Source organism: Paenibacillus sp. FSL K6-0108 (assembly GCF_045040695.1).
In the GTDB taxonomy this organism is placed as follows: Bacteria; Bacillota; Bacilli; order Paenibacillales; family Paenibacillaceae; genus Paenibacillus; species Paenibacillus pabuli_B.
This window is the reverse complement of sequence record NZ_CP150288.1, coordinates 4,215,023-4,233,993: the sequence shown is the minus strand read 5'-3', so window position 1 is coordinate 4,233,993 and position 18,971 is coordinate 4,215,023. Positions and strand designations below refer to the sequence as shown.

Genomic DNA, 18,971 nt, shown 5'->3' with positions numbered 1-18,971 from the left:
TTAAAGACATGAAGAGGACAAAAAACGAACCAAGATGCGGCAAGTTACAACAAGAAAGCGTTAACATAAATCTTTATACTATGGTTATAGCAGCTAAGAGGAAAGTAGGGGGAGTTTGGATGAAGCGTTTTATGAAATGGATGACAGAATCGTTTGCGCCCAGATTGGAGGCGTTTACAAACAATATTTGGGTTTCGTCGATTCAAGAAGCGATCATGGTCGCTATCCCGATGATTTTTATCGGTTCGATCATTACATTAATTTCGATTTTGCAGGATTTCATTCCGGGAATGCCGGATCTGACACCCATAACGACATTCAGTTTTGGTTTGTTGGGTTTATTTATTGCTTTTTTGACGCCGTATGTAGTCATGGAAAAAAAGGATCGCCACAAAATTAAGCTGCTTGCGGGGATGTCAGGGGTCTCCCTGTTCGTTATGCTTCTTAATCCAAGCGTGAATGAAGATGGAACCATTCAGTTCATCCTTGAACGATTTGGTCCTTCCGGTATGATTACGGCGCTCTTGGTGGGGGTATTTGTTGCAGTTGTCATGAATGTATGCAATAAATTCTCATTTTTCAAAAAAGGATCATCTCTTCCCGAATTCATCATGGATTGGTTCGACTTTCTCGTCCCTATTGCTTTGGTGTTAACTTCTGGATGGTTGCTCGTATACCAGCTTCACTTCGATATCTTTGCACTGATCGTAAGCGTGTTCGAACCCATCAATGCCATGGGTCAAAGCCTGACTGGGTTTGTATTATTTAACTTCATCGGTGTTGTCCTGTATTCCTTCGGCGTAAGTCCATGGGTCATGACACCAATCTGGTACGCCATATGGATACCCGCAATCGAAGAGAATGCCGCTCTCGTCGCGGCAGGACAAGATCCAGTCAATATTAATACCTTCGAAACTTTCTTCTCCGGCTGGCTTGGTATTGGAGGAATGGGTGCAACCTTGCCACTCGTCGTCTGGTTCCTGTTGGCAAGATCGAAAAAATTAAAGTCTGTTGGCAAGGCGACCATTATCCCTTCCTTGTTCAATATTAACGAGCCAGTTGTGTACGGAGCACCGATTGCTTTCAATCCGCTTCTCATGGTACCGATGTGGATCAACGGACTGATCACGCCGATTATTGTGTATTTGGCGTTAGATATGGGTTTTGCAAGAATTCCGAGCCAAATCTTTCAATTGTGGTATACGCCAATCGGACTGTCCACCTACATTATGTCCGGCGTCAACGGACTCATTTTGCTGGCGATAATCCTCGTAATTGTATTCGTTGTATGGTTCCCGTTTTTCAAACTATATGATGCTCAAGAACTGAAAAAGGAACAGGAACAAAACTGATTAAAAAGGATGAATTGACATGAACAAATCGATTAATGAATTGCTGACGGAAATGACTCTTAACGAAAAAGCCTCCATCTGCGCAGGATTAAATATGTGGATGACCAAAGGAATTGAGCGGTTAAATATCCCGCCCGTTCATATGTATGACGGAACTAACGGGATCCGTAAAACGAACAGTGACGAAGAAATGGGCATCACGACAGAGAACGTTCCCGCGACCTGTTACCCTACGGGTTCTGCGATAGGCTCCTCCTGGAATACAGAATTAATGTATGAGGTTGGAGTCGCGCTAGGTCGTGAATCGAAGGCCATGGATGTCGAGTTACTGCTCGGACCGGGAATTAACATGAAAAGAACACCGCTTGGCGGAAGAAATTTTGAGTACTACTCGGAAGATCCATGTTTGACGGGTGAACTCGGTGCATCATTCATTAACGGTATCCAAAGCGAGGGGGTCGGAGCTTCACTCAAACACTTTGCTGGTAACAATCAGGAGTTTGAGAAAATGGTAACCAGTTCGGAGATAGATGAGCGGACACTGCGCGAAATTTACCTAAGTGCTTTTGAACGTATCATCAAAAAATCTGATCCATGGACGGTGATGTGTTCCTATAACTTGTTAAATGGAACGTATACAAGCGAGAATGAACATCTGCTGAATGACATTTTGAGAGAAGAATGGGGTTACGAAGGTGTTGTTCTGTCCGACTGGACTGCCGTTAATGACCGGATTCGCGGCCTGAAGGCTGGACTTGATCTTGAAATGCCTGGTCCTGCTCATTACAATACGAAAGCGATCGTTGAAGCCATTCAGAACGGGAATCTTTCCGAGGAACAGCTGAATCGGAGTGTTGCCCGCATTTTGAAGCTGGTCGAGCGGGTGACGAGCAACCAAGCCACAGACTCTTACGGAGATCAAAACTATCATGCCCTTGCACGTAAAGCGGCAGTCGAAAGTATTGTCCTTCTGAAAAACGAAAACGCGATTCTTCCGCTGCAGTCGGATTCGATCTCGTCGATTGCCGTGATTGGACGGTTTGCCAAGAAACCGCGAATTCAGGGGGCGGGCAGTGCAAAGGTAACCCCTACTAGAGTTGACATTCCTTGGGATGAAATTAAGGAGCTGGCCGGAGCCTCGGTAACATTGGGTTACGCTGAAGGTTACCCGGAGGATGACTCTATTCAGGAAGACTTGATTAAGGAAAGTGTATCTTTGGCCATGAATTCCGACGTGGCAGTCCTGTTCGTTGGACAACCGGAATATGCCGAATCGGAGATGCGCGATCTGAAGAGCATCGATCTGCCGGAGCATCAAGTGAAGTTGATTCAGGCGGTTGCAGCGGTTCAGCCTAAGTGCATCGTGGTGACAAGCAGTGGCTCTGCTCTTGTCATGCGCCCATGGGTGCAGCTTGTGCCTGGTGTTGTTCATTCTTGGTTGTCGGGCCAAGGCATGGGGAGAGCCATCGCAGAAGTATTGTTTGGACAGGAGAACCCGTCAGGCAAATTATCCGAGACCTTCCCTGTGAAGTTGTCGGATAACCCGTCCCACATGCGGATTCGGGGAGAAAACGGCAAACTGTATTATCGCGAAGGTCTGTTTGTAGGCTACCGATATTACGACCGTAAAGAACTTGCACCGCAATTCCCGTTTGGTCATGGTTTGTCCTACACTTCGTTTTCATATACGGACCTCGAAGTAGCTCAAGTGGAGAAAGGTGTTACGGTGTCCTTTCAAATGAAAAACACAGGCAAGCGAAAAGGGAAGGAAGTTGTTCAATTATACGTGCATGACGAGGAATGCAATTGGACCCGTCCAGAGAAGGAATTAAAAGCTTTTGCCAAAATCGAGCTTGAGCCGGGCGAAAAACGCAGAATCGTCTTCGAGCTTGAAGAGAGAGACTTCTCATTCTACAACACCAAGTATAACCGTTGGGTTGCAGAGAGTGGATTTTTCCAAATCGCACTGGGCAGCTCATCCCGAGACATCCGGGTCACCGAACGTTTGCATTGCAACTTCGGAAAGGAAGAAGTTACGTTCCACAAGTTCAGCCTGCTCAGCGAATGGTTGAGCGATTCCGTGGCAAAAAAAGTGTTAGAAGAGTGCCTGGATGAAATGAACGAGCATGTCACGGACAAGGTGTATCTAAACGAAGAATTCGTTGGATTCTGGGAGGACTTCCCTGTAGTGAAATTGTTCCAGATGTTTGGGCAAAATTGGATGATTGATCGGTCGCCTGACGATGTGATTCAAGAACTTATTGCTCGTGTTGAGAAGGCGCGGTAATGTTAATTCGTTGAAAAACCATCTTTTTATAGATGGTTTTTTTTCAACGCTTCTTATGAAGACAGAACAAGAACTTATACTGATTCTCTCGTTTCACTGAGTCCATCATCTTTCTTTTTGCGACAAACATACACAAAAACAGGAGGGAAGCTGAAGGGCGCAAATTGGATTTTCTTAATATCGAATAAATTAGCCAATCGTTTCTTCATATGAAGTGAGTACTGGTATAACACTAACATTCCTCCAGGTCGAAGTGCTGTATGCATCTGTGAAAGGATATTATGTTTCATTTCTCTGGAAAAATTAAAAAATGGAAGTCCGCAAATGATACTATCCAACTGATGCACATGTTCTTGATTGATCCTTTTCAAAAGATAGGATGCATTCGAATGGAACAAGAATTCAGGATATGTTTTCTTCAGATTACTCCTCATTTTGGGGTCTCGCTCAAATAAAAACACGGTTGCAGATTTCGGTAATTCTGCTCTCATAAGACGTGTGATGACACCTGTTCCTGGCCCCAGCTCTGCAATGGTTTTAACTTCATCCCATTGTACAGACTGGACAATTTTATTGGCTAGAAATTTGGAACTGGGCAGGACACTCCCTACTCGTTTGGGGTTCTTTAAGAATCCCTGCAGGAAAAGAAACGGTTCGTATGTTTTCATTGCGGTATCCTCCATTGTTGAATTCATCGATGTTTCACTGGATGTTAGAAGGCAAGCTTAGTTGGAATGTAAATACGTTAAGCGTATGTTGAAGCGTTAAGGTACCCTGATGTAACTCCGCAATATTTCTTGCAATCGAAAGACCCAAACCAGACCCCGTTTGAATGCCTTCGCTGCTTCTTGAATAATCAACCTTATAAAAGCGATCAAACAGCTTATTTTTTTGCTCTATTGTGAGCGGCGCACCTTTATTTTCGACTTTAATGGTAATGTGGTCATTACGCATACTCATTCGAATATGAATCGCACCAGGTTTCAAGGAATACTTCAGGGCGTTCATAAGAAGATTATCGATGGCCCGAGCAATCTTATCACTATCCACGCAGGCCATGATTGGGGAATCACCAATCTCTTTCTCGATATGAATACCATTTTCCTGAGCTAAAGGTTCAAATTCAAATAGCAACTGGTCCAATAGCTGATATAGGTCAACCTTTCTCAAATCCAATCGCATATCCACTGAGGTTAGACGTGTGTATTCAAATAAGTCATCGAGCAGCTTCTTTAAATGCGTTGCTTTGTTATAGGTGTTTTGAATGAAGCGGTCATACTCTGCTTTGTCTTGAAATGATTCTGTTCTTAGAAGCTCAATATAGCCAATTATGCTGGTTAGCGGTGTGCGCAGGTCATGTGAGATGCCCGTGATCATATCCATCTTGGATTTCTCCAGCTCGCGCTCCTTAACCATCTGCAGCTGCAGCTGTTCAGTCATGTGATTAATGTTGGAAGCGACTCGCCCAAGTTCATCTTGTCGATTAACGGGCACCCGGTAGTCCAGATTTCCTTCAGATATAAATTGAAGCCCTTGCTCCAAGTGAATGATATCTTTAACCATTCGACGTGTTAAAAATAAGAAGGTTAAGATAAAAGTTAATATAAAAATTGGAGTAATGACATACGGAAGCGAATTACGAAACCAAGCCTGATCCCAAGCTTTAAAAACATCTATAGATAGGTAAATTAGCATATTATTAAAGCCAGCGGCAGCAATGGTACTCAAAATAATTCGGATCAAAATGTTAATCTGAATTTTCTTCTTTCGAGTTCGATGAGAAGGGTTAGATCGTTTAATCAATTTTATAACCCACTCCCCATACCGTTTTAATATACTGAGGTTCTCGTGGATTCACTTCCAGCTTCTCTCGCAGATTGCGAATATGGACCATAACCGTATTATCTGAATACCCGTAAGGTTCTTTCCATACGGTTTCGTAAATCTTTTCGGAGCTGAAAACTTGACCAGGATGGCTGGCAAGCAACACCAGAATGGAAAACTCCAGTGGCGTAAGCGAAATGTCATTCTCCTTTAACTTCACGGAATGTTTACTTGTATCAATAGCAAGTTCCTTGATCAAGATAAGTGAATTGAATTCTGCTTTGCCAATCAGTGTTTGACGTCGTAGCTGAGCCTTAACGCGAGCTAGTAATTCTAACGGATTAAACGGTTTGACCATGTAATCGTCAGCCCCGGTAGTCAGGCCTGTAATTTTATCAATGTCCTCTTCCTTGGCGGACAGCATAATAATGGGGGTGGTGGATACTTCTCTTATTTTGAAGCAGGCTTTGATTCCGTCCATAATGGGCATCATCACATCCAGTATAACGAGCTGGACCGATGTAGTTTTGATAATATTTAGGGCTTCTTCACCATTGGCTGCTTCAATGACCTGATATCCTTCGTTACGTAAATAGACATGGATGACATCACGGATGTCGGGCTCATCATCAACAACGAGAACGGTACTCACAATCCAACACTCCTTTTATGACCTGTTTTAAATAAACTTATAAATCCTTATCAATGGATAATATCAGTGTAAACCATAGCCTGAGCTGTTTAAATTGTTTCCTTTTTGCGACAGACATAAACAAAGGCAGGAGGGATATTCAATGGCACGAAATCAACTTTTTCGATGATAAAGTGCTCGGATAATGTTTTTTTCATTTGAAGTGAATATTGAAAGGCGATGAATAACCCTCCAGGTTTGAGTGCTTTATGAATCTGATCTACCAAAGTGTGTCTTAAATCAGACTCAAAGTTGAAGAAAGGCAACCCGCTAAAAATATAGTCCAGTTGTTGAACGCCCTCTTTCTTCATGGATTCCACTAATCGAGAGGCGTCTGGATAACAGGGGAAAGTAGGGTATTCAGTCTTCAGATTATTCCTCATCCTCTCGTTCATCTCAAACAATAACACTTGGGTTGAATCTTGTACCTGTTGATGAATATAACGAGTGATGGCACCTGTGCCCGATCCGAGTTCGGCGACTGCTTTTACGTCTAGCCAAGGCGCTTGGTTCACCATTTTGTTAGCGAGAAACCGGGAACTGGGTATGATGCTGCCAACATGTTTGGGGCTTTGAAGAAAACTTTTCAGAAATAAAATAGGTTCATTGGAATTCATGTTTGTGGTTCCTCCGTATATGTGATGGTATGTTATCAAAATCGATTAGAATTGTAATAAATGAAGCATTGATAGAATGGGAACGCCGAAGTAGATTCCCGCTGTAAAATACGTTATGGTCCAAAGCAAAGCACTGGAATATGAAATGAGAGCAAATTTCCGATATTGAACGCCGCCCAGTCCAATGACCAGAGGGAGAACATAACGCACGATTGGAATGAATAAACCGATGCACATCGCCCAATTGCCACTCTTGTTCAGAATCAGTTCAGCCTTAACGAAGTGCTTATTATGTTGAAATCTCTGTTTTATCTTGGGTCCAAATAACTTCCCTGCAAAATAAGCAAAGGTAATGGCGGTTAATAGTCCTGTTAAAATGCAGAAGTATGTGATACAAGAATTGATAACACCCGTGTGACTTAAAATGGCACCACTGATAATCGTGATCTCATTCGGAATTGGAATGCCAAATGGCCCTAATGTGAAGGCAAAATAAAAAATCAGATATCCATACTGATGTAGTAGCTCTAAGATCGTATTACTGATCATTTTTTTGCCTCCTCTCTTGTCGATATAGAAATCATAATGAAAAAAACTAAGGAATTAATAAGCATAATTCTGAAGAAAATCTAAAGATTACATCGGCAAAGCGATACTACGGTTACATGCAAGGCAAAAAGCCTTGCCAACTTACTGGCAAGACTTGATAAGGTGGATATATTTAAGAGCGGTGATCAAGTGGCACAGTCGCAACAACAATGCTTTTCGGATGATTTAACGTTAACGTGCCACCGAAAGGTGTGGAAGAAAAAGATGACGGCATCATTTTCACATTCCAGATGAACGAGCTTTCTATGCTGATAAGCTGCGTTCTTGGATAAAGGAAAACATTGAAGATATAGGATCGGATGAGAACCCTATAAGGAGATGAACCTGAGATTACGTGGGTCATACAAGGGAAAAAAGAGGTTCTCTCCCTAAGCTAACGGGAAAAGATATCTCAATAAAATTAATGAGCAGTCTGCATATGCTACTCTAGAACGTATTTGGCAATGGTTTTACTCATCTGGATATAGAATGTATTTGCATCGTGAAAACGAACATCGGCTTGGTGAAAAAGTGCGTCATTGATTACAAAAGAGTTTTTTATTTTTAGTGTATTAGAATCCAGAATATAGTAGGCGGCTTTCTTCGGCTCCGGTTTAGATGAATCATACCAAGCTTGTGTTTTGTCGACGGCTCCGAAGACAATGCTCTGATCATTTAGTCGTTGTAACAGTCCTTGTGCAGGTAAATCAGTAAACGTCTTGGTGGCAATCAATTGATTGTTAGTATTGTAGAGACTAAGCTTATCTTTCTCTTGAATCAGATAGTTATTTCCTAAGGATACGTAAAAAGAATCGTACATATTATGCGCATACGTTGTACCGAAAACGGCATCCTGTGCTGGCTTAGGCAATGGTCTGATCCATTTTTCTTCCCCGTTAGGCTTGTAGCCGTGCAAGGTTTCCACTTTCATCTTTGCATCGTAGATGGGAACAATCACAGTTCCGCCACTTAGAACTTCAAAGTCAGCATGTACAATATTGACGTGATCTTGCGGTTGGACAGCGGAAATAATCTTCTTTCCTGTAGGAATGGAGTAAATATCAATTGTTGTTGTGTTTCTCGGAGCATCAGAATTTATCAATCCGACGTAGTTCCCCTGAATATGCCGTACGTGGCCAGGGAACTCCCTTTTGATAAGTGGCTCGCCTTCCTTTGTATAAAGAGTGATCACACTGGTGTTTTTTGTGAAAGTAACCACAGCTATGCGCCCATCTTCTAGGACATTGAATTGAAAGTACTCTTTGAATGTTTTGACCCAGCGTGGCTTGTTATTTGAATCCAGAGAGATCAACTGGTATACCTTCTTGTTACCGGAATTTACCTCAACGAAGTAGTAGACGTTACCGCTCTGATCTATCTCAAACGAATTGTAGGGCATAGGCGAATTATGAATCCACTTCTGTTTTCCAGTTTTGTCGTCTATCGCTAATAGGGAGTTTACGGATTTAGTTTTGCCGGTAGAGCGATCTGACTGATACAAGAATGTATATGCAGTTTGAGAGTTAGTCTGTTCTGATACGATAGGGTAGAAGATATTTCCTGTGAAATAATAGTTCTTACTATGTATTTGGGTTGTCGTATCGGTAGGTACGTCATAGGTCCACTCTGGCTTTGGAAGTTGCTTGTAATCAGAAGCAGATACGCGAGTGGCGATAGGGGTTAAGGAAATAGTAAGGAACGCTGTTAGAGTAGTGATTAGAAATGTACGTTTAGTGATTCTTTTCATGATATGAGGTCCTCCTAGTCTTGCTGTAATGGCCAATATTCTTCTAAAAATTGGGTGATTTTGTCTGGTTTATAACTTGTCGCCCCATCAATGGGAGATTTACCTCTTAAATAAGTGACATTTGTTATTTGCTCCGTGATCTATTAAGTACCTCAACATATCTAATGGTTCCTTGTCTGGAACCTCCTGTTTGGAATGGTTCCATAATACAGCTGAAATCTTAATTGAAAACTATAAACCCTACAATATTTTTTACATTCCTCCTTACTTTTGGTAAAATCAACCTTTCTATTATAACATATAATGTACATGCTTCCCCAATCCGGAAGCCGCCGTATATGACCATCCGAAAAAAAATGGTGATGATTAAAAAGAGGAGGGCAATATAAAATGGAATTCAAATTTGGGGACGTTTCTATTCTTCTACCCCCTTTATACATTACGATTATCGGAATCATTATTTTTTTCTTTTTAGTAAGGTGGAGCAAGCAATTAGAAACAAGACGTTTTACCGTTTTCTTTTACTTTTTGATCAGCACTTCCATTATTCCAATTTTTTCTCGTTATACAACAGAAGGTGTTTTTCAGCTGTGGATTCCCTTAGGATTTATAGTGATTTTTCTTTATTTGTTTCGCAGCAAAAGATATCATCCATCTAAAATGAAAGCGAGTATTTTAGGGCTTTCCGTAGCAATATACCAGTTAATACTTCAATACGTCGGATAGATTCTATGCAGTACAAAAACATAATCCAATTCAAAGTCGCTATTGTAGCGGCTTTTTTGTTTTAAGAACTAAGTTCATGTCCAAAGTAGTGGACGAGAACATTGTGTCACTTCCGTTTAAAAGGTGATCTAAATATGTATCGGTTCGTATGATCAATTCCACAGTTTTACGAGTCCTATAAACAGCAAGTTAGAATTACAAAAGTGTAAGGTAGATGTAAGTTGAATCGATAGCTTAGGGCGCCTTAGCAGGATAATATTGGAACAAGTAAAAATAGGATTTTTTAAAAGGAGAATCGAGATGAGGTTGTTTGAACTGTTGCTTTTTTTGTCAAACATCGGATTGTTTGCATTAACATTCTTATTAAAAAAGGGACGGCCCAGAATTCCTCTATTCGTTGCAAGCGGGATCGCCACACTTTTACTGGTCATTCATTGGACGGTGGAAGGCTACAGAATTCAGCTATTTTTCCCATATTGTATAACGATCATTTTTTTAGCTACTTCAGGTTATAGCTATTTTAGAAAAAAAGGCCCCAAAAAAATCCCGCGATTCTTGTTGGGTTCAGTTTATACCGCTATAGCGATAATGCTGGTCGTAACAGCGGGTCTAATGTATGCTTTTCCTGTATTTAATCTACCTGAGCCGGATGGGGAATTTAAGATAGGGATGCAAACTTTTCATCTCGTGGATAGAAATAGGGAAGAGGTTTTCGACGATGCCAAAGATGGTAAGAGAGAGTTAATGGTTCAGGTATGGTATCCGGTTCAAGCTGGCACCGGCAAGTACGCTCCCTTTATTCCCGATACTCCAATTTTACGTTATATGGCCGCGAACTATGGCCTTCCTGAGTTTACTCTTCAGCACTTGAAGTACGTGTCCAGTCATGCTTATTCGGGAGCCGAAGTCTCCTCGGCACAGACTTCATATCCGTTGATCCTTGCGAATCCCGGCTTCGGATCGTCCAGGTTCCTCCATACGTCGCAAGCTGAGAATCTCGCGAGTCACGGATATATCGTGGCAGTGATCGACCACACCTACAATACATTTGCAACCGAGTTTCCGGACGGTCGAATCACGACCAGCACAACCAACGACTTATTCTCGCCCAACGATGATTACCGAACAGGAAGAGAAAGTCGCGACAAGTTGGGAAAAGTTTTAACCGATGATGTGGCGTTTGTGTTGGACCAATTCGAGCTCATCCAATCGGGGCAAATTCCAAGTCCTTTAAAAGGGAGGATTGATCTCGGTCATGTTGGAGTGTTTGGTCATTCCATCGGCGGAGCGACGGCCTACGACGCTTCTTACGATCCGCGAATCGCGGTTGGAATAGACTTGGATGGAGGGCTGTATCGACTGCGTGACAGAGAGGATCTGCAAAAGCCGTTTTTGTTCATCAATTCTGAAAGCTATTTCGAAGAATTAAACAGGGTAATAAATAATCGGGTCTACACAGATGCAGAGCTTAACCGGATGGGATCAACAAGAGAGTGGATGGATCAAGTAACGGAGGATAAAAAGTTGGAGCTTGAACGGATGCGCGAAACGGTCGACGAAGGGGGACAAATCCTGTATATCGAAAATACAGAACATTTGAATTTTGCCGACGTACAGTTCATTTCTCCGGTTTTCAAAATGCTGGGCATTACAGGAAAGATTGATCCAGAAAGAGCGAACTCCGTTATCAATGCATATATGCTGGATTTCTTCGATGTGTATCTAAAAAATCAAGGCGGAGTCTTAATAAATGGACCGGATAGCCGCTTTCCGGAGGTGAAGTTCGCAACGTCGCTAATTAAGTACAACTAACTTTTCTTCTAAGAACAAAAGTTTTGCGATACCTGCCTGTCCCATAAAGCGACTACTTATATAATTTGAAGAGGGTTTTCTAATAAAACTGTACTCATTCCGGAGCCATCAGAATTTTGGAATTGATCAGAATATGATTTGAGGTTCCCTGCAAGACTGGCGAGCTGCCCGGAGATGTTCGATAATTCGTTCGCCGACTGCTGCTGCTCTACAGCACTTGCCGTGACTTCTTCGGCCATGGCTGAAGTTTCCTCGGTTGCGGAAGCAATATAGCTCAAGTGCTGCTCCACTTCCTGACGAATAGAGTGCATATCCACCGTACGGCTTTCCAAACGTTGAGCCAGCTCATGCACTTCGTTCGATAAGCGGCTAACCTGTCTGAACGTCTGGAGGCAATCAGCGATCTGTTCTTCCTGTTCCTTGACTGCCACCATATTCGCATCAAAATGACTGCCCATACGATGTATCTCTTGAACAAATGAACTCAGGATCTCATCAATCTCCTGGATCGAACGTTCGGATTGTTGAGCTAGCTGTCCCATTTCACCAGCAACAACCGCAAAGCCTTTTCCCGCTTCGCAGCGCGGGCTGCCTCGATTGAAGCATTCAGCGATAGAATTTGAGTTTGTTTTAAAATGTTGTGTATTTGTCCGCTAATGGAGGAAGCGAGTTCCGATTGAGTCGTCAGTGAACTGGAAATTTCCAGCTGATGCTCAACACGTTTCGCATTCTCGCGGCTCTTTTCAAGCAAAACCTCATGTTCACGTGTAACTTGTATTTGCACGGCAGATAACTGCTCTGAAGTATGGGTAAACTGCTGCAGCAGGTTCGTTTGAGCCGTTTCCGCAATATTTTTCGAGGAGTGCTGCAAGGTATTGGATCCTCGCTGTATTCCCATCAGCAACTTGTTCGAGGCTTGACTTAATATCGCGTACTTGTCCGAGAATGCCTCTTACTATGAATAGCATCATAACCAAAGATAGAACGAGTACAACCACAAAAATCGGGATAATGGTCCGATATGCATTATTCAAGGATGTCTCGGAGACTTGGTTCACTGCTTCAGCAGAAATATCAATGCCCAGATAGCCAATAACAGTACCTTGCGAATCCTTTATTGGTGCAAAGGAGGATAATAGCTGTCCCAGGTTGGATCATCTACAATGCCCGTTGTGACGACTTCACCACTTAACAAACGTTCCTGAATCTGAGGATTGAATTCCATTGCAGTCCCGTAAGGGCTGTATTCCTTATCGTTCCAATCGGCTCCATCCACGGTGTAGATCCACCCGTCTGAAGTTTTGTTATACATATAAACATACCAGGCTTCCGATTGAAGCCTAACTTTAACGAGTTCGTCTCTAAGACTTTTGTATTCGTTGCTCTCCTCCGAAGCAGTAGAGGATAATGTCTTGATTAATTCCGATTCCTTGCCTAGTTGAAAGGCAGTATTCAAATATAACCTCATACTATTTATCGTTAAATTGAAAATGAAAATGAAGACTAATCCTAGATTTATATTTACATATAGGTTGATGGGCAGCACAATAAGCATGAAGAATCCTCCGGAACCATACGAAATCCTTGCTTGATATTAATCAAATGAAAGAGCATATTCCCCATAGATCCTCCTTTACACTATCGTAAGCAATGGTTGATTCTGAAAATCGTTCAACAAGCCACCATTCTAAAGAAAGTATTAGAATTTCGAAGTGAGGTAAGAGCAACAATGAATTGAACTTGGTGGTAAACAGTGTTACTCTAAAAGTCTGTGTTCGACAAAACATTCAATAATAGCCACCATTTTAGTTGTAAAGAAAGGTAACACTATGATAAAAGTTGATAAATTATCCTTCTCGTTTCCACAAAAAGAACTATATAACAACATTTCATTTACGTTTGAAGAGGCACAACATTGCGCTTTTATCGGAACAAGTGGCAGTGGGAAAAGTACACTGATCGATATCCTGATGGATCCTGAAAGATATTTGTTTGAGGGCAAGTTAGAGATAGACCCCGATTGCAGAATTGGATATGTGAGTCAGTTCTCGCAAGTAGATAAAACAAAAGAAATGACCGTTTTTGAATATATCGGAGAAGAATTCATCAAGATACAAGATGAAATCACAGCCATTTATGCGGAGATGGCCACCACGTCGGATATGGATTCGCTGCTGGAAAAGGTTCAATTGGCGTTGGATGCCTTCGAGGCGATGGATGGGGATAATTTCGAAAACACCATTAATAAGCAGCTAAACCTGGCCAACCTCATGAAGTTAAAAGATCTTAATGTATCCGAATTAAGCGGCGGGGAATTCAAACTTATCCAAGTGATGAAAGAAATGCTTAGTCGTCCGGACTTAATGATCATGGACGAACCAGATGTATTTTTAGACTTTGAAAACCTAAATGCACTTAAAAAATTGATTAATTCCCACAAGGGAATGCTGCTAGTTGTTACGCACAACCGATATCTATTGAATCATTGTTTTAACAAAATTATACACCTTGAAAATACGGAGATCCAAGAGTTTGACGGGCGTTATATTGATTATAACTTCTCGCTGCTTCAGACTAAGATCGAGCTGCAAGAAATCGCGGTTGCTGAGGCTGAAGAAATTGAGAGATACGATCACATTATCGACAATCTTAGAGAGATCGCCACGTATAATTCGGAAGCCTCCAGAGGCAGAGCATTAAAAGCCAGAGTCAAGTTTCAGGAGAGATTGGAAGCACGTCGAATAAAAGAGCCATTTGTCGATATCAAGCAGCCGAATATCAGTTTTGGTATCGATAAGGCAATGGAAGACAACGTTGTGGTTAGCATCAATAATTATAGCGTTTCCTTTGATGAGTTGCTTTTGGAAAATGTGAACTTCGAGATCAAATCGACAGATAAAGTAGCTCTAATCGGTCCAAACGGTACCGGGAAAACGACTTTACTCCGAGAAATCTTTAAAAATAATCAGGATTCCATTGAAATAAATGCTGAAGTTGTTAACGTGGCGTATTTATCTCAAGTTCAAGGCGAGATGCTAAAAGATTCCAATACAATATTAGATGAATTCATCGAGGCGGGGTTTGAAACTTATGATGAGATTAAATCCTTTATCTCAAACTATGGCTTTGAAGGAGAAATTCTTAATCAAAAGATAGAGTCTTTATCTGGTGGAGAAAAAAACATGCTTCAATTGGCTAAAGTTTCTGCAAGTCAAGCAAACGTATTGCTTCTTGATGAACCGACAAGCCATCTAGATATCTATGCACAAATCGCACTGGAGAAAGCTATTGAGGACTACAAAGGTGCAATTCTCATGATTTCTCATGATTTCTATTCTGTTGTTAATGGTATGGATTATGTTTTAATTATTGAGGACAAGACAATTAGTAAAATGAGTATACTAGAATTTAGACAGATGATTTATGCGAGTCATTTTAATGAAGACTATCTAGAAACTGAACAAAAGAAAAAGTCTGTTGAAATGAAAATAGAATTGGCTTTAAAAGATACTAATTTTGAACTTGCAAAGGTATTGGTTGATGAGCTGGAAGAGTTGATTAAGTTGTTATAATTACAACTCTCTGATTGCAAAGATTATAAGAACATTGTTCCATTGAAAGTCGCTATTTGGCGGCTTTTTTTATTTAATCGGTACAAGTTCATGCCCCGAGCTGAGGACAAGAAATTGTACCAATTAAACGGTATGACCCTGGTACAATAAGTTGATATTACTGGAAAGAAAAATGGCATCATCTATACCGGGGAATTGATCAATGCACTGGGTACGACCGTGAGTGTTCCGCTGACAGTCATCGTCACGGATGCTTCCCGGCGCAATCTCTGGGAGGCTACCTGGAATCTATGAGTATGAAGCTATACTTCATAAATCATCAGGGGAGACCAGATCAACCAAATTAAATGTGACGGTACGAGAGTAGACTGAAATATTTATAAAAAGTGCTACCCCTCATTATTTTGAGGAGTAGCACTTTTGTTTATCCTGATAAATTGAAATGGTTACGCATAGCTGTTTTTTTTGTTCTCAACATAAATGTAAACATAGCAAGCCAAATGTACGAAATTGAATAGCGACCATACAACAAGCCATATAATTGGAGACGACAGGGTAGTCCAGATGCCGAACCAAGGCAGCACGCGTCCACCGCCGATAAACGTCACCAGAGGGGATAGAGATAAGAGTATTAGAATAGGGAACAGCCTTCCGACCGTTATTAGAATCAACTTACTGATCGTTAGGCGTTTTTTCCTCCGCAGGATGCGATAATAGGCGTATACGCCCCATATAAGTGTGGCGAGAATCAGCGCGATCATGATCGTTTCCATGTTTCTGCCGTTCAGAAAAGAGGTTTCGGGCTTCTCCCCCCTTATAATATCTGTGATTCCATCAATAAAAGCCGAGTAATTCACAAAAGCGTTCAAACCGGAATTAAACATTACAGCGATGCCCATCTGCTCATCCAAATAAACCATTTCTTCCGACTTGTACGTCCAGAAAATGCCGCTATGGGAGATCGTTCTGCCGCTGGACTTGCCTTGGTCTGCAAGCCAGCCCATGCCATACGGACCGATAACTCCCGATGAATGATACTGTTTCATCAAAGCAGGGGAGACGAGGCGGCCCTGATATTGGGCAAGCATCCATAGAGACATGTCCTTCGCGGTTGACACGATACCCGCAGGGCCTTCAATGAACCACAGGGGTTCCGTTTGTTCGATGGAACGTCCCAAACTCAAGTAATGTCCTAGCGGAATAGTCTTATTTTCATTGATTTGCTGCGTCGTGGTGACGCTAAAGGTATGGCTCATTCCTAGCGGTTCAAAAATATGCTTTTTCAGGTAATCCGTAAAGCGCTCTCCGCTAACACTTTCCACGAGGTTCGCCAGCAGCACATAATTGGGATTATGATAGCTGTAAGCAGTTCCGGGACTATGGACGAGTTGCACTTCTGTTAATAATCGGTTGGCCTCATGCAGCGATTGGAATTGCGGATTTCTCGTCATATCGGGATTTATTTTGTCGTTGAGACCACTGGTCTGATTTAATAAATGGCGGACCGTAATCTCACGAATGCGGGGATCCTGTGGGGAAAGTTCGGGAAAATAGGAAGCATAAGCCGCATCCAAGTCAATTTGACCGTTCTCCGCCAGCTGTAAAACGGCTAATGCGGTGAAGGACTTGCTTAACGAAGCAATGGGAAAAGGGGTATCGCCCGTAACGCTTTGGCCATCTGCGAATGTTCCATAGCCTTTTGCGTAAAAGACTTCATCGTTGCTGGCTATTGCGAGTGACGCAGCGCTGATGTTATTAGCCTTCATGCTCCGATCCATAAATTCATCGATGTCCCGCAGTACTTCTGTCCTGTCTCGAGCTTCCGTGGCGAACATGGGGTTCGCACACATCGAACATACCAATAGTAAACAGCTGATTGCGATATACATCTTTTTTTTCAGTTTTAGCATGATAACACTCCTCAAATTCAAGTTAAGGAAATGTTATCAGCTAATTTTCAACTATTTATCAACTTGGGTCCTAAAACTTGCAGTCACACTTCCGCCGCCGTTCGGTCCGTTTGCAATTTGTAGGCTCCCTTCATGTTTTTCGCAAAACAACTTACAAACGTAAAGGCCCAAACCGCGATGTTCGGACGCATCCCATACCTCGCCGCGGTAAAAAGGGAGTACAGCTTTGAGCAGGGCTTCGTCCGAGAAGCCAGGGCCGTCGTCTGAGACGGTAATCTTCATCATGCCGTCCTGAATGTCATAGTGAACGTTCAATTGACTGGCTGCGTATCTCGTCCCATTAGCCACCATATTCTCGAAAATTTGCATGATGATATAAGGATCCACTTGTATTATCGTATTGTCATATTCCGTGTTAGAGACGAAGCGTATGCCGGATTGATTTGCGATTTGTTCAGCGCTGTCGTTCAGTAAAGTTGTAAATGAGATCGTATCCATCGTCTGATGCTGCATCGGGACATCCTCTAGCTTTTGAATAGAGTTCATAGCCTCCGTGTAGTTTTCCAAACGCAAGATGTGAAGGTTCATGGTATGGATCAGGTCCAGCACCTTTTCTTCCGATAACTTTTTCTCGGGTAAATAGGTGGCGAGAAGTTCTGCGTTTCCCTTCAACACCGACAGCGGTGTTCTTAAGTCATGGGCAAAAATAGCATTGAGCTGCTTGCGCTCCTCAACCGATCGCCAGAGTGTCTTTACGTTTTTCTCCAATTGTGAGCGCATGTTTTCAAATGCCGCGATCAACTCGCCCATCTCGTCCCGGCTGTCATAGGAGATGCTGAAGCTTAGATCGTTGGCTGAAATGTTTTCGGATGCATGCTTTAAGAGCTCCAGCGGACGTTTTAGTTTCGATCTGTAAAATAGAACTGCCATGGTGACAATTCCAGCGGCGACGGTTAGCAGCACAGTCGCAACGAGGGAGGGCAGTACCCAATCCGTTTCTCCGAAACGCAGCCGCAGGTTCTCCGCCAATGCGAACTCCATGGTTATGACGACCAGCATGACAATGAGCGTGACCACGCACAACAGGATAAAAGATTGCAGCAAGGTAAATCGCTTTAGCAGCAGAGCATTCATAAACTTGTCCATTTGTATCCGACTCCCCAAACGGTCTCGATTCGATTATCACAATTGTATTCTTTTAATTTGGAGCGAATTCGCCGGATATGCTCCGCGATCACACTGCTGTCGCCTTGTTTGTCGAATCCCCAAATGGTTTCGTACATTTGCTCTTTTTCAAATACCATGCCGGGATGTATGGACAGTAATTCGATAATGTCGAACTCTTTTTTGGCCAGAGGGATTCGCTTATTCTGGTAGTAGAATTCCCGAGCCGTATAGTCAATAACCAGGTCTTCATTAAACCTTACCGAGGATTTGTTTTGGATTCGCTGTTCCCTGCGCAAATGCGCTTCGACCCTGGCTCCCAGTTCGCGAATGCTGAAAGGTTTTAAAATATAGTCATCGCCTCCGGCCTGAAATCCGGCTATTTTATCGGCATCTTCAATTCGAGCCGTTAAGAATAAGATTGGGCAAGAGACGAAGTCTCGAATTTTTTCGCACAATTGAAGGCCGTTCTGCTCAGGCATGTTGATATCTAGCAAGACAAGATCGGGTTGTTGTTCCACTTTCTGCAGCGCCTCGCGGCTGTCCTTGGCCGTCATGACGGAATATCCGTTTATTTCAAAGTAATCGGTCAGCAATTTTCTTATATCTGCTTCATCATCCACGATCAGTATTTTAGACATCAATGCTTCGTCTCCTATAATCCATAAGTTTGCAATTAGC

17 protein-coding genes are annotated in these 18,971 nt (G+C 42.4%); 5 read left to right on the top strand and 12 right to left on the bottom strand.

What is annotated here, in order from left to right; genetic code table 11:
- Positions 1-119: 119 nt before the first annotated feature.
- Both MHB49_RS19115 and MHB49_RS19110 read left to right on the top strand, forming a co-directional pair.
- Entirely contained in the window at positions 120-1,352 is a 1,233-nt protein-coding gene (locus MHB49_RS19115; RefSeq protein WP_247897718.1) for a PTS sugar transporter subunit IIC, read from the top strand.
- Between the two features lie 19 nt (positions 1,353-1,371).
- Positions 1,372-3,639, top strand: coding sequence for a beta-glucosidase (locus MHB49_RS19110; protein ID WP_405152583.1), 2,268 nt, complete (start codon positions 1,372-1,374; stop codon positions 3,637-3,639).
- A gap of 74 nt (positions 3,640-3,713) precedes the next feature.
- On the opposite strand, the gene MHB49_RS19105 is transcribed toward MHB49_RS19110, so the two are convergent.
- The 6 genes from MHB49_RS19105 to MHB49_RS19080 all read right to left on the bottom strand — a co-directional run bounded on the left by MHB49_RS19105 (position 3,714) and on the right by MHB49_RS19080 (position 9,106).
- Positions 3,714-4,307: a class I SAM-dependent methyltransferase gene (locus MHB49_RS19105; protein WP_405152582.1), complete on the bottom strand. Its 594-nt coding sequence runs from the start codon at positions 4,305-4,307 to the stop codon at positions 3,714-3,716.
- 34 nt (positions 4,308-4,341) lie between these two features.
- Positions 4,342-5,373, bottom strand: a complete 1,032-nt coding sequence (locus tag MHB49_RS19100; protein WP_405157181.1) for a sensor histidine kinase — start codon at positions 5,371-5,373, stop codon at positions 4,342-4,344.
- 61 nt (positions 5,374-5,434) lie between these two features.
- Positions 5,435-6,115, bottom strand: coding sequence for a response regulator transcription factor (locus tag MHB49_RS19095; protein WP_247897715.1), 681 nt, complete (start codon positions 6,113-6,115; stop codon positions 5,435-5,437).
- An 89-nt stretch (positions 6,116-6,204) separates the two neighbouring features.
- The gene (locus MHB49_RS19090; protein WP_405152581.1) at positions 6,205-6,771 is read right to left on the bottom strand and encodes a class I SAM-dependent methyltransferase; all 567 of its coding nucleotides are present in this window, start codon (positions 6,769-6,771) and stop codon (positions 6,205-6,207) included.
- Positions 6,772-6,816: 45 nt separating this feature from the next.
- Positions 6,817-7,320 carry a DedA family protein gene (locus MHB49_RS19085; protein WP_405152580.1) on the bottom strand — a complete coding sequence of 168 codons (504 nt, stop codon included), beginning with the start codon at positions 7,318-7,320 and terminating at the stop codon, positions 6,817-6,819.
- A gap of 481 nt (positions 7,321-7,801) precedes the next feature.
- Positions 7,802-9,106, bottom strand: a complete 1,305-nt coding sequence (locus tag MHB49_RS19080; RefSeq protein WP_405152579.1) for a hypothetical protein — start codon at positions 9,104-9,106, stop codon at positions 7,802-7,804.
- 390 nt (positions 9,107-9,496) lie between these two features.
- On the opposite strand from MHB49_RS19080, the gene MHB49_RS19075 reads away from it, so the two are divergent.
- Together MHB49_RS19075 and MHB49_RS19070 are read left to right on the top strand one after the other, a co-directional pair.
- Positions 9,497-9,832, top strand: coding sequence for a hypothetical protein (locus MHB49_RS19075; protein WP_247897711.1), 336 nt, complete (start codon positions 9,497-9,499; stop codon positions 9,830-9,832).
- A gap of 300 nt (positions 9,833-10,132) precedes the next feature.
- Positions 10,133-11,644, top strand: a complete 1,512-nt coding sequence (locus tag MHB49_RS19070; RefSeq protein WP_405152578.1) for an alpha/beta hydrolase family protein — start codon at positions 10,133-10,135, stop codon at positions 11,642-11,644.
- Positions 11,645-11,700: 56 nt separating this feature from the next.
- Here MHB49_RS19070 and MHB49_RS19065 read toward each other — a convergent pair whose 3' ends face one another.
- The 3 genes from MHB49_RS19065 to MHB49_RS19055 form a co-directional block, all read right to left on the bottom strand.
- Positions 11,701-12,186, bottom strand: a complete 486-nt coding sequence (locus tag MHB49_RS19065) for a hypothetical protein (protein ID WP_405152577.1) — start codon at positions 12,184-12,186, stop codon at positions 11,701-11,703.
- Positions 12,174-12,542 carry a hypothetical protein gene (locus MHB49_RS19060; protein WP_405152576.1) on the bottom strand — a complete coding sequence of 123 codons (369 nt, stop codon included), beginning with the start codon at positions 12,540-12,542 and terminating at the stop codon, positions 12,174-12,176. Before MHB49_RS19060 ends, MHB49_RS19065 begins: the two co-directional genes overlap by 13 nt.
- Positions 12,543-12,758: 216 nt before the next feature.
- Entirely contained in the window at positions 12,759-13,100 is a 342-nt protein-coding gene (locus tag MHB49_RS19055) for a hypothetical protein (protein ID WP_405152575.1), read from the bottom strand.
- Positions 13,101-13,473: 373 nt separating this feature from the next.
- Between MHB49_RS19055 and MHB49_RS19050 the strand changes: the two genes are divergently transcribed.
- A complete protein-coding gene (locus MHB49_RS19050) occupies positions 13,474-15,216 on the top strand; it encodes an ABC-F family ATP-binding cassette domain-containing protein (protein WP_405152574.1) in 1,743 nt (580 codons plus the stop codon).
- Between the two features lie 446 nt (positions 15,217-15,662).
- Here the strand turns inward: MHB49_RS19050 and MHB49_RS19045 are convergent, their stop codons facing one another.
- From MHB49_RS19045 to MHB49_RS19035, 3 genes are read right to left on the bottom strand one after another with little or no spacing between them, the layout of a single operon-like run.
- Complete coding sequence (locus MHB49_RS19045) at positions 15,663-17,126, bottom strand: serine hydrolase domain-containing protein (protein ID WP_405152573.1); 1,464 nt, start codon at positions 17,124-17,126, stop codon at positions 15,663-15,665.
- A 51-nt stretch (positions 17,127-17,177) separates the two neighbouring features.
- Positions 17,178-18,272, bottom strand: coding sequence for an ATP-binding protein (locus MHB49_RS19040; RefSeq protein WP_405152572.1), 1,095 nt, complete (start codon positions 18,270-18,272; stop codon positions 17,178-17,180).
- Positions 18,257-18,931, bottom strand: coding sequence for a response regulator transcription factor (locus tag MHB49_RS19035; protein WP_405152571.1), 675 nt, complete (start codon positions 18,929-18,931; stop codon positions 18,257-18,259). The genes MHB49_RS19040 and MHB49_RS19035 overlap by 16 nt, the downstream gene beginning before the upstream one ends.
- Between the last annotated feature and the right edge of the window lie 40 nt (positions 18,932-18,971).

Coding starts and splice junctions, on each gene's coding strand:
- MHB49_RS19115 (WP_247897718.1), top strand. CDS start 120: ATGAAGCGTTTTATGAAATGGATGACAGAATCGTTTGCGCCCAGATTG.
- MHB49_RS19060 (WP_405152576.1), bottom strand. CDS start 12,542: ATGGGAATACAGCGAGGATCCAATACCTTGCAGCACTCCTCGAAAAAT.
- MHB49_RS19110 (WP_405152583.1), top strand. CDS start 1,372: ATGAACAAATCGATTAATGAATTGCTGACGGAAATGACTCTTAACGAA.
- MHB49_RS19075 (WP_247897711.1), top strand. CDS start 9,497: ATGGAATTCAAATTTGGGGACGTTTCTATTCTTCTACCCCCTTTATAC.
- MHB49_RS19090 (WP_405152581.1), bottom strand. CDS start 6,771: ATGAATTCCAATGAACCTATTTTATTTCTGAAAAGTTTTCTTCAAAGC.
- MHB49_RS19050 (WP_405152574.1), top strand. CDS start 13,474: ATGATAAAAGTTGATAAATTATCCTTCTCGTTTCCACAAAAAGAACTA.
- MHB49_RS19045 (WP_405152573.1), bottom strand. CDS start 17,126: ATGCTAAAACTGAAAAAAAAGATGTATATCGCAATCAGCTGTTTACTA.
- MHB49_RS19080 (WP_405152579.1), bottom strand. CDS start 9,106: ATGAAAAGAATCACTAAACGTACATTTCTAATCACTACTCTAACAGCG.
- MHB49_RS19065 (WP_405152577.1), bottom strand. CDS start 12,186: ATGGGACAGCTAGCTCAACAATCCGAACGTTCGATCCAGGAGATTGAT.
- MHB49_RS19105 (WP_405152582.1), bottom strand. CDS start 4,307: ATGAAAACATACGAACCGTTTCTTTTCCTGCAGGGATTCTTAAAGAAC.
- MHB49_RS19035 (WP_405152571.1), bottom strand. CDS start 18,931: ATGTCTAAAATACTGATCGTGGATGATGAAGCAGATATAAGAAAATTG.
- MHB49_RS19040 (WP_405152572.1), bottom strand. CDS start 18,272: ATGGACAAGTTTATGAATGCTCTGCTGCTAAAGCGATTTACCTTGCTG.
- MHB49_RS19070 (WP_405152578.1), top strand. CDS start 10,133: ATGAGGTTGTTTGAACTGTTGCTTTTTTTGTCAAACATCGGATTGTTT.
- MHB49_RS19085 (WP_405152580.1), bottom strand. CDS start 7,320: ATGATCAGTAATACGATCTTAGAGCTACTACATCAGTATGGATATCTG.